Origin of the sequence: Desulfuromonas acetexigens (assembly GCF_900111775.1) — a bacterium.
Lineage (GTDB): Bacteria > Desulfobacterota > Desulfuromonadia > Desulfuromonadales > Trichloromonadaceae > Trichloromonas > Trichloromonas acetexigens.
Window position 1 is genome coordinate 1 of record NZ_FOJJ01000009.1, and the last position, 14,146, is coordinate 14,146.

The window sequence follows — 14,146 nt, forward strand, 5'->3', positions numbered from 1 at the left end:
CTGCTTTGCCAATTGGGAACTTACGACCCCTTGTTACCAAGACGCCGCTCCCTTGAGCTACCGGGGTGAACGGACAACTCCCCGGACGGGACTTAAACCCGTTAGATATTCAACTGTTACTGCGTACTGACAGATTTATTTTCAAGCCAAATTCCGCCACATAAACTTGCACCACCACCAATCCCTCGTCAAGTCGGGAATCCATGTAATATTCCCACTTTTTTCTCTTACCCCTTCCGCCACCACCGCTCCGGCACCGTCTCCTTCCACCCCAGTTTTTCAATCACCGCCGCGAAGCTGTCTTCGAGAGGCGCGGTGATGCGGAGCGGTTGGCCGGTTACGGGGTGGGGGAGGGTGATTTCGACGGCGGCGAGGAGCAGGCGGTGGCAGGCGTAGGTTTCACGGAAGAACCGGTTGTGTCGCCCTTCGCCATGCTTGGTGTCACCGATGAGGGGGTGGAAGAGGTGCTTGAAGTGGCGGCGCAGCTGGTGCTTGCGCCCGGTTTTCGGCCGCGCCTCGACCAGGCTGTAGCGGCTGCTGGGGTAGCGGCCGACGGGGCAGGGGAGTTCGACCGTGGCGAGGCGACGGAATTCGGTGACCGCCGGCTGCGGCCCCTTGTCGGGTCGGGCCAACCGGTCGCTGTGCCGGTCGAGTTCCTCGGTCAGGGGATAATCAATGACCCCCTCTTCTGGGGGAATCCCCCGGACCACGGCGAGATAGGTCTTCTCCACCGCTCCAGCGGCGAAGGCCTCGCCCATCCGTCGGGCGACATCGGGGTTGAGGGCGAGCAACAGCACCCCGGAGGTCGGCCGGGCGAGGCGATGGACCGGGTAGACCCATTGCCCCAGTTGATCGCGCACCAGCTGCAGGGCGAAGCGGGTTTCACGCCGGTCGATTTCGCTGCGATGGACGAGGAGACCGGACGGTTTGTTGACCGCCACCAGATGCTCATCCCGATAGAGAATTTCCAGCCTTTCTCCGGAATCGTCCGTTAGGGAGGGTGGGGTTCGGATCACTTTGTACCGATTTTCAGCGTTCATTATCGCCTGTCAAAGTTTCCGGAGGGGCCCGTCTATCGCCGGCAGACCTGCCGCTAGCAGACGTAAATAGAGGAGGGGGGCTTACGCTCAGCCGGCGAAGAGCTGGATGAAGATTTCGAAGAGCTTGCGGTCGAGGTCCGAGGTGAACTGCTGGTACATGATCTTGAAGGCGTCGAAGGTCGATTTGCGCTGGTGGTAGGGGCGGTCGGCGGTCAAGGCCTCGTAGACATCCGCCAGCCGGCAGATGCGGGCGTAAGGGTGGATGTCATCCCCGGTCAGGGCATTAGGGTAGCCCTTGCCGTCATCCCGCTCATGGTGCTGAAGGGCGATAATCTTCGCCTCTTCGGTGAGCAGCCCGCTTTCGGCGAGCATAATATGACCGTCGTCCGGATGTTTGTTGACGATTTGGCGTTCGCTTTCGGTCAAAGCTCCCGGCTTGTTGAGGATCTCGATGGGAATCCGGCATTTACCGAGATCGTGGAGGAAAAACCCGGGACCTAATGTTTCCATCTTTTTCATTGAGTCGCTACCGAAAAAGATTTTCGCCAGGGCGACGCCGTAAATCCCCACATTGGTGCAGTGGGTGTAGGTCGAATGGTCGTAGGCGGTGAGACGGATCAAGTGCCGGGTGGCGCTGTCGTCGGTCATGATCAGGCTGACCGTCGGCAGAATCGCCTCCTGGGCCTGACGAACGAAGGGAGCCCGGGGTTCATCGAAGGCCCAGCGGAGAATTTCCTGACAGGAGGCGTGGACCGCCTGGGCCTTCTTTTCTGAGCTGGTATGGGGATCGCGAACAACGGAAATCAGCGAATTTTTCAGGAAGTCGAAATAGACCGGGCTGTCTCCTTCCTGAATGTATAGGTAGTTCAGGCCATGGGTCAGCAGTCGTTCACGTACAACGCGATCGACGGGGAGACGGCGCTGGGAAAAGAGCACGAAACGGTTATGGCCCGTTCTGCGATAGAGATCGCACGGCGTGACCATCTCCGGGTCGAGACACCGCAGATCAACAGGGTACCATCCCTGTTCGCTCACCGGAGGAAGGGACGAATGTTCGGTGGAAGGGGTCAGGGGTGTCGGCTGTTCCTGCAATAGAGCCTCGCAAAGTTCAAGAGCTGGGATCTTTATACCGCTCAACATTTTACCTTACCCGATGAAAGAAAATCCAGCTTCCTCCGATTGCATAGCCCAATGGACCCGCGCACAAACAAAAAAACGGCGCTCACAGGGAACGCCGCTTGCCATACTTATATTCAGCGAAGCGTCTCAGACGTCGCCGACTTGGTGTAAAATCGAACCTTCGAACGGACGCCCCTCTTTCTGCGCCATACTCTGGATCAGCTGCTGACCGCCAAAAGCGGCGGTTTTTGTCACCAGGGTTTCCGCCAGCTCTCCATCCCGGGCCTTGAATGCTTCAAGCAGCTTGCGATGCTCCTGCACCGAGACTTCCATCCGCCCCGGCAAGCTCAGGGAAGCCATGCGCAGACGATTAAACTTGAGCAGAAGCTGGCTGATCAATTCCAACAGCTTATCATTCCCCGAGGCGCGAATAAACGCTTCATGAAAGTCGCTGTGAACCCGGAAAAAATTTTTGACATCCCCCTCGCGGGCGAGCTTTTCCAGGCGGTCATTGATCGTTTCCAGCCGCTCAATATCCCGGTCGCTAAGCTTGTCGGCGGCCATTCTCGCCGCATAACCTTCAAGCACGCTCTTGATGGCGTAGAACTCCTCCACATCCCGTTCCGACAGGGAAGCGACGACCGCGCCCTTGCGGGGGATAACGGTCAGGTAGCCTTCCGATTCCAACTGGCGGAAGGCTTCCCGGATCGGCGTGCGGCTGATGCCAAAACGCTCTGCTAATTCCGGCTCCGCAACCTTCTCCCCCGGCTTCAGGGAACCTTTAAGTATCGCTTCACGGATCGTTTCGAGAATCTTTTCCCGTAAAGTCAAATGACTGTCGACGAGTTTCTTTCGCACCGAAATACTCCCATCCCCCTGATGAGTTGTCCTTCATCCCCAGCGAATTGTATACAGTATACATTTTATGTCAAGTTTTTTCCGGGAAGAGGTTTGGTTTGTTATGTTTTTTCTCAGTCTTATCCATATCTTCTGAAAGAGTAAATTGTGGGGAGAGATTTATTGATAACCGAATCACTCGCAGAAGAGAGAGAAAGGTTACGACATGAATAAAAAAAGGCGACCCCGGAGAGTCGCCTTATTTCTAAGTTATCAACAAGTGCCTTTTTAACGTCCTTGCCGCCCGGCAACCTGAATACGGATCAGGGCACGCTCCAGAGCGGCCTGCATGACCAAGAAATCCTTATCCTCGGAAGAGAGCTTGCGCAGTGCTTCCTCCGCACGGCCCAAGGCGGCCCGGGCCCGTTCGAGATCAATCTCGTCCGCAGGCTCGGCGGTTTCTACCAGGACGGTCACCTTGTCGTCTTCAACTTCCACATAACCCCAGTTCACGGCCAGATGAAAGACTTCACCGCCACGACGGTACGACAGTTCGCCAATCTTAAGAGTCGTAAGCAGGGGAGTATGCCCGGGAAGAATGCCGAATTCGCCCAGCGTGCCGGGGGCCGTGACCTCATCGACTTCCTCGGAGAGGGCCTTTTTATAGGGGGTGACCAATTCGAGTCTGAGCTTTTCTGCCATTACGAACATCCTTTACCGGAGTGGCGGGGCTTGACGCCCCGCCGCAACAACATCTATCAGGCCGCCAGTTGCTTAGCCTTTTCCAGAGCTTCCTCGATGGTACCAACCATGTAGAAAGCCTGCTCGGGGATGTCGTCGTACTTACCGGCGACGATTTCCTGGAAGCCCTGGATGGTATCCTTGAGCTCCACGTACTTGCCCGGGGAGCCGGTAAAGACCTCGGCAACATGGAAGGGCTGCGAGAGGAAACGCTGAATCTTCCGAGCGCGGGAGACGACCAGCTTATCTTCCTCGGAGAGCTCGTCCATGCCGAGGATGGCAATGATATCCTGCAAGTCCTTGTAACGCTGGAGAACATACTGAACGTCGCGAGCGACCTTGTAATGTTCCTCACCGACCACCTGAGGATCGAGAATCCGGCTGGTGGAGTCAAGCGGGTCGACGGCGGGGTAAATACCCAGCTCGGCAATTTGACGGGAAAGAACGGTCGTGGCGTCGAGGTGGGCAAAGGCCGTGGCCGGCGCCGGGTCGGTCAAGTCGTCAGCAGGAACGTAGATCGCCTGAACCGAGGTAATCGAACCCTTGTTCGTCGTGGTGATCCGCTCCTGCAGCTCGCCCATCTCGGTGGAGAGGGTCGGCTGATAACCAACGGCCGAAGGAATACGGCCGAGCAGAGCCGAAACTTCCGAACCAGCTTGGGTAAAACGGAAGATGTTATCGATAAAGAGGAGCACGTCCTGGCCCTCTTCATCACGGAAATACTCGGCTACGGTCAGAGCCGAAAGGGCGACGCGGGCACGGGCTCCGGGGGGCTCGTTCATCTGGCCATAGATCAGGGCAGCCTTATCGAGAACGCCCGAATCCTTCATTTCGTGCCAGAGGTCGTTCCCTTCGCGGGTCCGCTCGCCAACGCCGGCAAAAACCGAGAAACCGCCGTGCTGTTTGGCGATGTTGTGAATCAGTTCCATAATCAGAACGGTCTTGCCTACGCCGGCGCCGCCGAAGAGGCCGATTTTACCGCCACGGGCGTAAGGAGCGAGGAGGTCAACGACCTTGATACCGGTCTCGAAGGCCTGAACGCTCACCGACTGATCAACAAACTCGGGAGTAGGACGATGAATTTCCCACTCGACTTCAGCGCCGACCGGGCCCGCTTCGTCCACCGGCTCGCCGATGACATTGAGAATACGGCCAAGGGTCTTGCGACCAACCGGCATAACGATCTGCTTACCGGTATCGAGAACCTCCTGCCCACGGACCAAACCGTCGGTGGAATCCATGGCGATGGCGCGCACCGTGTTCTCCCCGAGGTGCTGAGCGACTTCGACCACCAGATTCCACTCCTGGTCGCCAAGGGCGGGATTGGTTACCTTGAGGGCATAGTAGATTTCCGGAAGTTTGCCGGCTTCGAATTCCACGTCGATGACGGGACCGATAACCTGAGTAATTTTTCCTTTATTCATGATGAACCGTTCCTCCTTTATCACACCGGAGCCCGGTGCGAAAGATCGTTCGAATTAATTCTTGACCGATTCCGCTCCGGAAATAATCTCCATGAGCTCCTTGGTGATGGCTGCCTGCCGCGCGCGATTGTATTGCAGGGTCAACTTGCCGATCATTTCCTTGGCGTTCTTGCTGGCACTGTCCATAGCGCTCATGCGGGCGCCATGTTCCGATGCCACAGACTCAAGGAGAGCACGGAAGATCTGCACTTCGACGTTTTTTGGCAGCAACTGCTCCAGGACTGCGCCTCGATTCGGCTCATAAAGATACTGAGTCATCTGCGTCCCCTCGGCAACTTCGCGGGGAATGATCGGCAGCAACTGGGCGGTCGTGACCACCTGGGAAATGGCGCTACGAAAGGCATTGTAGATGAGGTAAACGGCGTCATATTGTTCTGTTACATAGCCGTCAACGATCTCTTGCCCAAGCAAGGATGCCGTTCCGAAGGAGGTGGCCCCGGAGATGTTTTCGTATACCTTACCGATATTGAGGCCTGGGCGATGCTTGAGATATTCCTTGCCCTTGCGGCCGATAACCATCAGGTCGTAGGCTTCGAAGCCGTCTTCGTTCTTACGGACAAAGCGCTCTGCGGTTTTGCAGATGTTCGCGTTGAAACCTCCACACAGCCCTCGATCCGCCGTCAGGATCACAACCAGTGCCCGCCGTTTGCCCCGGGAGAAAAGCAGGGGATGGGCTTCCGCTTCCTCTCTGGCAGCCAGACTGGAAAGGACTTCCAGCATCTTGTCAGCATAAGGCCGGGAGGCAACCACCGCATCCTGGGCGCGCCGCAGTTTCGCGGCCGAGACCATTTTCATGGCCTTGGTGATCTGCTGGGTATTTTTGACCGAGCCGATCCGTTTTTTTATGTCCTTCAGACTTGGCATCTGTCTAACCTTTGGCTGGCGATAATTTACGCTACAAACTGACCCTTAAATTCGTCGAGAGCCGCTTTGATACGTACGTCAAGGTCAGCATCGATGGCTTTCTTCTCGCCGAGGTCGGTGATCAGTTGGCCGTGATTGGCTTCGAGGAAGGTCAACAGTTCCTGCTCGTAACGCTGAATGTCGGTCGTCGGATACTCATCAACATAACCATTATTGGCAGCGTAAATCGCCAGAACCTGCTTCGCCACCGGCAGCGGTTGGTACTGCCCCTGCTTGAGAATCTCAACCAGACGGGCACCACGATTGAGCTGACGCTGGGTGGCGGCATCGAGGTCGGAACCAAACTGGGCAAAAGCGGCCATCTCACGATACTGAGCAAGGGCCAGACGCAGAGTACCGGCGACCTGTTTCATCGCTTTTACTTGGGCGCTGCCGCCGACACGGGAGACGGAGAGGCCGACGTTGATCGCCGGACGCACACCCGAGTAGAAGAGGTCGGTTTCCAGGAAGATCTGACCGTCAGTGATGGAGATAACGTTGGTCGGGATGTAGGCGGAAACGTCACCGGCCTGGGTCTCGATAATCGGCAGCGCGGTCAGAGAACCGGCGCCAAGCTCGTCGTTGAGCTTCGCGGCACGCTCCAGCAGACGGCTGTGCAGGTAGAAGACGTCACCGGGATAGGCTTCACGTCCCGGCGGACGACGCAGCAGCAGGGAAAGCTGGCGATAGGCCACCGCCTGCTTGGACAGGTCATCGTAGATGATCAGGGCATGACGACCGCTGTCGCGGAAAAATTCGCCCATGGTAACGCCGGTGTAAGGCGAGATGAACTGCAGCGGGGCAGGGTCGGAAGCAGTCGCGGCAACAACAATAGTGTAATCCATAGCGCCGTGCTTCTTGAGCTTGTCGACAACCTGGGCAACGGTCGATCGCTTCTGACCGATGGCGACATAAATACAAATGACGCCATTGCCTTTCTGGTTGATGATGGTGTCGATGGCGACGGCGGTCTTGCCGGTCTGACGGTCGCCGATGATCAGCTCGCGCTGCCCGCGGCCGATCGGCACCATGGCATCGATCGCCTTGAGACCGGTCTGCATCGGCTCATGGACCGATTTACGAGCGACGATGCCGGGAGCCTTGATCTCTACCTGACGGTAATCCTTGGATTTGATCTCGCCCTTGCCGTCGATGGCAATACCAATGCCGTTGACCACCCGGCCAATCAGGGCCTCACCAACGGGAACCTGAACGATACGCTCGGTTCTCTTGACGGTGTCCCCTTCCTTGATGTGATGGGCCTCACCGAGGATGGCTGCACCGACATTGTCTTCTTCCAGGTTGAGAACCATGCCCATGATGCCGCCGGGGAACTCCAGCAGCTCGCCGGCCATGGCCTTGTCCAGACCATGGATACGGGCAATACCGTCACCGACGGAGATAATGGTTCCGGTTTCGCTGACCTCGACTTCGCGACCGAAGTTTTCGATCTGCTTCTTGATAATCGCGCTGATTTCTTCTGCCTTGATTTCCATTATCCTTCTCACCCCTTCTTTAAGGTATCTTCAATCCGCTTAAGCTGGGTCTTAATACTTCCGTCGAATATTTTACCGCCAACCTGGGCCTGCAACCCGCCGATCAGCGCTGAGCGTACACTTACCGTCAGTTCCACCTGCTTGCCGGTCTTCTCTTCCAGACCGGAGGCAATGGCCTTGCGCTGGTTCTGGTTGAGCTTGGAAGCCGAAGTGATGTGCGCCCGCAGGATGCCGGAAATTTCATCGGCAAAGTCGCGGTACTGGGTTTCGATCTGCGGCAACAGACGCAGCCGACCTTTGGCTAACAGCAACCCGAGAAATTTACGCATTCCCTCCGACAGCTGGAGTTTGGCACCCAGGTCGGACAGAATCGCGTTCTTCTTTTCCACGGGGAAGGAAGGGCTGTCCAGGATCAGGCGAAGCTGTTTCTCCCGCACGAGGAGATCCTTGAAATCGGCCAGTTCCTTACCATAGCCCTCTACCATCTTCTGCTCGGACCCCAGGGTCACCAGGGCCTTGGCATACCTCTTGGTAATCGCGCTGACGCTCAATGTAGTTCTCCCACCTTCTTCATGTATTCATCAACGAGACGATTCTGGTCGTTGCTGTTGAAGTTCTTTTTCAGCAGCTCCTCCGCTACCTTCAGCGCCATGTCGCTGGCTTCCCGCTGCAACTCGATGCGGGCCTTGGCGACTTCAAGGGCGGCGGACTTCTTCGCTTCTTCCTCAATTTTGAGGGCCATTTCGCGGGCGTTGGCGAGGATGCGTTCCCGCTCCAGTTCCCCTTCGCGCTTAATAGCTGCATAGATGTCATCAATTTCCGCCGAAGCCTTGGTCAACTTGTCGTCGTACTCGGCGAACTTCGCTTCAGCCTTTTCCTGGGCAGCCTTGGCTTCGGCGAGAGATTTTTCGATCCCTTCCTTCCGCCCGGACAAACCCTTGCGTATCGGCTTGGTGACAAAGTAAGCCAGCAGTCCGAAGGTGACCGCGAAATTGAACAGGCGGTAGAGAAAATCCTTGAGCAGCACGCCGCTATCGACATGGTGCCCTTCACCTCCAGCGGCGAGCACCGTGCTGGCCGTCGCCACCATCAGGATACCGGCAAGGATGCCGGTCAGCTTCGTCTTCATGCGAACCCCCTTGACGTTCATTTACACCGCCCTCCCAAGAATCTTGGAGGCGATCTGCGAAGCCAGGGCATTCGCTTCCTTTTTCAGTATCTTACCAGCGGCATCGGCTTCACCGGCAACCCGGGTCTTGATCTCTTGAAGCTGTGCGGCAGCCTTGTTCTGTGCCTGCCCGAGTATCGTCGCCTCGTCGGCAGCTGCTGCTTTGCGCATTTCTGCCCGCTCTTCATTCCCTTTGACCTTGGCGGCCTGCAGCTGCTGCTGATACCGCTCCATCTTCTCATTGATCGAAGCTTCCAGCTCCTTGGCCCGGGCGTGAGAGCCATCAATGGTTTCACGGCGGCGATTGAGCATGCCGCGCAGCGGGCGGTAGAGAATGAAGTTCAGCGCCGCCATCAGGATGAAGAAGTTGGCGAACTGAAGCCAGATTGTCCAATCGACTTTGATCACTGCACACCCCTTGTTTTTAGCCTTGAGATAAAGAAGCCGGTTCGGAACTCAATCTATCGAACCGGTTGATTAAAAATCCAGCTTAGCCAGGAAGTAAAACAGGGCATTGCTATCACAGTAGATCCTGGACTGTCAAGCCCCTTTGCTGGGCCCCTGCGGCTTTTTTGGCTTTTTCTTAGATAGAAATGCCGGGAAGACCACAGCGCGGCAGGGATCAGGATCCGTTCGCGGCGTCAGTGGGGCTCATGGACAAAGTCCCATTGAGAACAACCCCTGCCTCCACCATCAAGACGGGGGTTTCAAGGGATCCGTCGATCTGGGCCGGCGCCCGCAGCTCCGCCTTGTTCAGCACCTTAATATTTCCCTGTAGTTTGCCACTGACGATCAGCGTTCCAACAGAGATTTCTCCTTGAATATCCGCCCCGGGGCCGATGATGAGGATGTCCCGTGATTGGATCTCGCCCCGAAAAACGCCGTCGATACGAACGATTTCATCGAACACCAACTTGCCTTCGAACTGGCTCCCCGGACCCAGGAAGGCTTTAATATCACTTTTTTCCACGGGATTTTCCTTACGCATACGTTCTCTGTCCTTCCCGATCTTCAACACAAAAAGCTCCTCAGGCGACCCCGAGAAATTCCAGCAACCGATTCAGCTCTTCCGGGGAGTAAAAGGCGATTTCAATCTTCCCTCCCTTGCCCCGAGTGTTGATTTTCACCTGGGTTCCCAAAGTCTTTTTCAGTTCGCTTTCAAGATGCTGCAACTGCGGATTACCCGGAGGCTTTTTCCGCGCCTTGACGGGAATGCCAAAACTTTTAATCTTTTTTACCAGGGCTTCCGTTTCACGTACCGACAGAGCTTTCTGCACGACTTGGTCTCGGGCTTCGAGCAAATCCTCATCATTTTCCAGGGAGAGCAGGGCGCGGGCATGGCCCATGCTCAACCGTGCGTGCATGACATCCTCCCGCACCCCTTCCGGAAGTCTCAGCAGACGCAGGGAATTGGCGACGGTAGAACGGTCCTTACCGACACGCCGAGCCATTTCCTCCTGGGAAAAATCGAAATTTTCCATCAGGTTACGGTAGGCTTCGGCCTCTTCAATGGGGTTCAGGTCTTCCCGTTGGATGTTTTCGATGAGCGCCATCTCCAGCGCCCAATCCTCGGAAACATCCTGAATAACAACGGGAATTTCCCGCAGACCAGCTTTTTGCGAGGCCCGCCAGCGGCGTTCACCAGCGATGATCTGGTAATGGTCGTCGACCTGGCGAACAACCAAAGGCTGAATCACACCTTTTTCCCGGATCGAGGCGACCAGTTCGGCCATCTTTTCATCATTGAAGGTTTTTCGGGGCTGTTGGCCATGCGGTCGTAATTCCTCGATTGGACAGAGGAAATACTTCCGCCCCTCCTGGGTAGCAGAATTCAAGAGGGCGCCGATGCCTTTTCCGAGCGCGGGTCGTTTTGCCATATCAATGTCCTGCTTCGATGATTTCCTTGGCCAGTTCCAGATAGGCCTGCGCCCCCCGCGAGGCGATGTCGTAGAGCAACACCGGCAGTCCGTGGCTCGGAGCCTCGGAAAGGCGTACATTGCGGGGAATGACCGAGGTGAAAACCTGATCGCCAAAATGGGTACGAATTTCTTCGCTGACCTGATGGGAAAGGTTGTTGCGGCCATCAAACATGGTCAGAAGGATGCCCAGAACCTTGAGTTCAGGATTGAGTTGCTTTTGAATCAGCCGGATGGTCTTCATCAACTGACTCAGCCCCTCCATGGCGTAGAACTCACACTGCAGGGGGATCAGCACCGAGTCGGCGGCGGTCAGAGCGTTGACGGTCAGCAGGCCGAGGGAAGGGGGGCAATCGATGATAATGTAATCGTACTCGGCGCTAATCTGGCCCAATACCTCGCGCAACTTCCCTTCGCGGGCAAAGGCCGAGACGAGTTCGATCTCCGCGCCGATCAGATCGGTATTAGAAGGCAGGATATCGAGATGTTCGAGGTTGGAGCGAACCCGTACCTCCTGAGCGGAAGCATCCCCGAGCAGGGCGTGGTAGACAGTCAATTCCTGGCTACACTTATCGATACCGACACCGCTGCAGGCATTGGCCTGGGGATCCATATCAACGAGCAGGGTCCGTTTTTCCGCGGCGGCGAGAGAAGCAGCCAGATTGACAGCAGTGGTCGTCTTGCCCACTCCCCCTTTCTGGTTAGCAACCGCGATGATTTGAGCCATAGAGTTTTCTCCTTGGGCTGGGCCAGAACGCAGAACTTACCATAACCCCCTTATTCAGCAAAGAAAAAACTGTTTTATAGCGATCACTTCGAGGCCATCAGAAGATATGGGACAGCATCAAACATTCGACACTATATATTGTAGCCTTTTCTGGAAAAACAATCTCTCTCCATGTCATTTCTAATCCGCGATCTTAAATCCGCCGAAAAAGAAGCAATTGCCGCTCTCCGGCTCCGAGCGGCAAAGAAAAACGATGCATCACATCGAACTCCAACCCGAGATCACGTAAGCGCGTCTCCTGCCCGCGTAGCTCGCGTTCCCCTTCGGGTCCCTTCATTGCAATCAGGCGTCCTCCTTCTGTGAGGCAGGGACGAGCGAGAAGGGCAAAATCCGCGATTGAGGCAAAAGCCCGGGAGATGACCACATCAAACCCATCGCCAAAGCCACTCCACCGGGGCAATTCCTCAACGCGCAGATGCAGGGAAACACAGAGGTCAAGCCCCAACTGGCGAACGACATGACGCTGGAAGTTGATTTTTTTACCCACGGCATCTACCGTCACCACTTCCCGTACGGGATCGACAATAGCCAAAGGCAGCCCTGGGAAACCTCCCCCCGAGCCAACATCGAGGAGGCGTTCTCCAGATTGCAAAAGAGGAAAAACAGAAAGGGAGTCTAGCAGATGCTTAACAATGACCTCCTCCAACGAACGGATAGAGGTCAGATTGACCTTTTCATTCCAACGCAGCAACTCCTTGCCGAGCCAGAGAAGCCGTTCGCACACCTCCGACGGAAGGTCCAGCTCAAGGTCTCGCAGACCATTCTTCAGCAGGGAAAGCTCATCAACCACGGCGCAACCAAACACTGAGGATCGCGATCGCCGCAGGGGTGATACCGGGAATCCGCGCCGCTTGTCCCAAGGTCTTCGGCCGCCCCCGATGAAGTTTTTCCCGGACCTCAGCGGTGATTCCGGGGATTTTCAAATAGTCGAATTCTTCGGGAATAGCAACCGATTCTGTCTTGCGATATCGCGCAACTTCATCCTCTTGCCGCTTGATATAGCCAGCGTACTTCGTGGCGATCTCCAATTGCTCCAACACCTCAGCGGACATTTCCGCCAACCGCCCATCGAGTTGAGCCAGAGATTGTATGGTTATTTCCGGGCGGCGCAACAATTCCCCGAAGGCGGCGCCGTTCTTCAGATCAGCCAATCCCAACCGCTCCATAGAGTCCCGGTCGGAAGACGTGATCCGAGCCTCCCGTAAAACCCCTTCTCCCCGGGCCACACCTTCCATTTTCTCGCAGTAGGTTTGCCAGCGCTCCTCACTGATCAGTCCCAGTGTTCGCCCTATCGGGGTCAATCGTTGGTCGGCATTATCCTCTCGCAACAAGAGCCGGTATTCCGCCCGCGAGGTAAACATTCGGTAGGGCTCATTGGTGCCGCAATTCACCAGATCATCGATCATCACCCCGGTATAGCCCTGATCGCGCCCAATAATCATTGGCGCTTCCCCTTTGATCTTTAACGCCGCGTTGACTCCGGCGACCAATCCCTGGGCTGCCGCCTCCTCATAACCGGAAGTCCCGTTGATCTGGCCGGCATGGAAGAGATTTTCGACCGCCTTCGTTTCCAAACTGGGATACAACTCCATCGGGTCAACAAAATCGTATTCGATGGCATAGCCAGGGCGCATCATCTCGACATGCTCGAGACCGGGTATGGAGCGCAGATAAGACTGCTGCACATCGGGGGGAAGGGAGGTCGAAACGCCATTGGGATAAATCTCCCCGCAATCAAGCCCCTCTGGTTCGAGAAAAACCTGATGACGATCCTTTTCCGGAAAACGCACCACCTTATCCTCAATAGAGGGGCAGTAACGCGCGCCTACGCCTTCAATCACTCCGCTGTAGAGAGGAGAGCGATCCAATCCACCGCGGATCAATTCGTGGGTCCGCTCATTGGTATAGGTGATGTAACAGGGAACCTGCTTCTGGGTTATTTTTTTATTCTGATAGGAGAAAGGCCGGGGCTCGGCATCACCGTGTTGCGCTTCCAACTGTGAGAAATCGATAGTTCGGCGGTCCAGTCGTGCCGGCGTTCCGGTTTTGAGACGACCGACGTTTAAACCGAGCGAACGGAGACAATCGGAAAGCCCCTCGGACGCCGGTTCACCCGCCCGTCCACCAGGATAATTATGCAAGCCGACATGAATCAGTCCCCGCATAAAGGTGCCGGTCGTTAATACCACCGCGTCCCCGCAGAAAATCAAACCTTCCCGAGTTTCTACTCCGGTTACACGATTATTTTCAACGATCAACCTCGTAACTACACCATGCTTCAAATCAAGCAATGGATAGCTTTCTACTCGCCCTTTCATTCGCGCAGCGTAAAGTCTGCGATCCGCCTGCGCCCGCGAAGAACGTACTGCCGGACCCTTCCGGGTATTCAGGATGCGAAACTGGATTCCCGTGGCATCGATATTCAGCCCCATCTCGCCCCCCAGAGCATCCACTTCCTTGACCAGATGACCCTTCCCCAGGCCTCCTATAGCCGGGTTACAGGACATCTGCCCCACTGCGTCGAGGCTCATATTCAACAGCAACGTCTTACACCCCAAACGCGCCGCCGCCAATGCCGCCTCACATCCTGCGTGACCGGCCCCAACAACAATGACCTGATATTTTCCAATTCCCGCCGCCATTTTATTCTCCTGC

At 56.1% G+C, this 14,146-nt stretch carries 15 protein-coding genes; all 15 read right to left on the bottom strand.

Annotation, left to right across the window (positions count from 1 at the left end):
- Positions 1-227: 227 nt before the first annotated feature.
- Positions 228-971, bottom strand: a complete 744-nt coding sequence (gene truC, locus BQ4888_RS05850; RefSeq protein ID WP_092055060.1) for a tRNA pseudouridine(65) synthase TruC — start codon at positions 969-971, stop codon at positions 228-230.
- 156 nt (positions 972-1,127) lie between these two features.
- Complete coding sequence (locus BQ4888_RS05855; protein WP_170232972.1) at positions 1,128-2,132, bottom strand: HD-GYP domain-containing protein; 1,005 nt, start codon at positions 2,130-2,132, stop codon at positions 1,128-1,130.
- A 174-nt stretch (positions 2,133-2,306) separates the two neighbouring features.
- Positions 2,307-3,017 carry a GntR family transcriptional regulator gene (locus BQ4888_RS05860; RefSeq protein WP_092054911.1) on the bottom strand — a complete coding sequence of 237 codons (711 nt, stop codon included), beginning with the start codon at positions 3,015-3,017 and terminating at the stop codon, positions 2,307-2,309.
- Between the two features lie 267 nt (positions 3,018-3,284).
- Positions 3,285-3,698, bottom strand: a complete 414-nt coding sequence (locus BQ4888_RS05865) for a F0F1 ATP synthase subunit epsilon (protein ID WP_092054914.1) — start codon at positions 3,696-3,698, stop codon at positions 3,285-3,287.
- Positions 3,699-3,754: 56 nt separating this feature from the next.
- Positions 3,755-5,161 carry a F0F1 ATP synthase subunit beta gene (atpD, locus tag BQ4888_RS05870; RefSeq protein ID WP_092054916.1) on the bottom strand — a complete coding sequence of 469 codons (1,407 nt, stop codon included), beginning with the start codon at positions 5,159-5,161 and terminating at the stop codon, positions 3,755-3,757.
- A gap of 54 nt (positions 5,162-5,215) precedes the next feature.
- Positions 5,216-6,085, bottom strand: a complete 870-nt coding sequence (gene atpG / locus BQ4888_RS05875) for an ATP synthase F1 subunit gamma (RefSeq protein WP_092054919.1) — start codon at positions 6,083-6,085, stop codon at positions 5,216-5,218.
- A 26-nt stretch (positions 6,086-6,111) separates the two neighbouring features.
- Positions 6,112-7,620, bottom strand: a complete 1,509-nt coding sequence (gene atpA / locus BQ4888_RS05880; protein WP_092054922.1) for a F0F1 ATP synthase subunit alpha — start codon at positions 7,618-7,620, stop codon at positions 6,112-6,114.
- 8 nt (positions 7,621-7,628) lie between these two features.
- A complete protein-coding gene (atpH, locus tag BQ4888_RS05885; protein ID WP_092054925.1) occupies positions 7,629-8,171 on the bottom strand; it encodes an ATP synthase F1 subunit delta in 543 nt (180 codons plus the stop codon).
- Positions 8,168-8,749: a F0F1 ATP synthase subunit B gene (locus BQ4888_RS05890; protein ID WP_240746425.1), complete on the bottom strand. Its 582-nt coding sequence runs from the start codon at positions 8,747-8,749 to the stop codon at positions 8,168-8,170. The genes atpH and BQ4888_RS05890 overlap by 4 nt, the downstream gene beginning before the upstream one ends.
- Positions 8,750-8,770: 21 nt before the next feature.
- A complete protein-coding gene (locus BQ4888_RS05895) occupies positions 8,771-9,196 on the bottom strand; it encodes a F0F1 ATP synthase subunit B (protein ID WP_092054927.1) in 426 nt (141 codons plus the stop codon).
- A 214-nt stretch (positions 9,197-9,410) separates the two neighbouring features.
- The gene (locus tag BQ4888_RS05900; RefSeq protein ID WP_092055072.1) at positions 9,411-9,776 is read right to left on the bottom strand and encodes a bactofilin family protein; all 366 of its coding nucleotides are present in this window, start codon (positions 9,774-9,776) and stop codon (positions 9,411-9,413) included.
- 40 nt (positions 9,777-9,816) lie between these two features.
- Positions 9,817-10,665, bottom strand: coding sequence for a ParB/RepB/Spo0J family partition protein (locus BQ4888_RS05905; protein ID WP_092054930.1), 849 nt, complete (start codon positions 10,663-10,665; stop codon positions 9,817-9,819).
- A 1-nt stretch (position 10,666) separates the two neighbouring features.
- Entirely contained in the window at positions 10,667-11,431 is a 765-nt protein-coding gene (locus BQ4888_RS05910; RefSeq protein ID WP_092054933.1) for a ParA family protein, read from the bottom strand.
- A gap of 193 nt (positions 11,432-11,624) precedes the next feature.
- Entirely contained in the window at positions 11,625-12,281 is a 657-nt protein-coding gene (gene rsmG, locus BQ4888_RS05915; protein WP_170232973.1) for a 16S rRNA (guanine(527)-N(7))-methyltransferase RsmG, read from the bottom strand.
- Positions 12,274-14,133, bottom strand: coding sequence for a tRNA uridine-5-carboxymethylaminomethyl(34) synthesis enzyme MnmG (gene mnmG, locus BQ4888_RS05920; protein WP_092054938.1), 1,860 nt, complete (start codon positions 14,131-14,133; stop codon positions 12,274-12,276). The genes rsmG and mnmG overlap by 8 nt, the downstream gene beginning before the upstream one ends.
- Positions 14,134-14,146 lie beyond the last annotated feature (13 nt).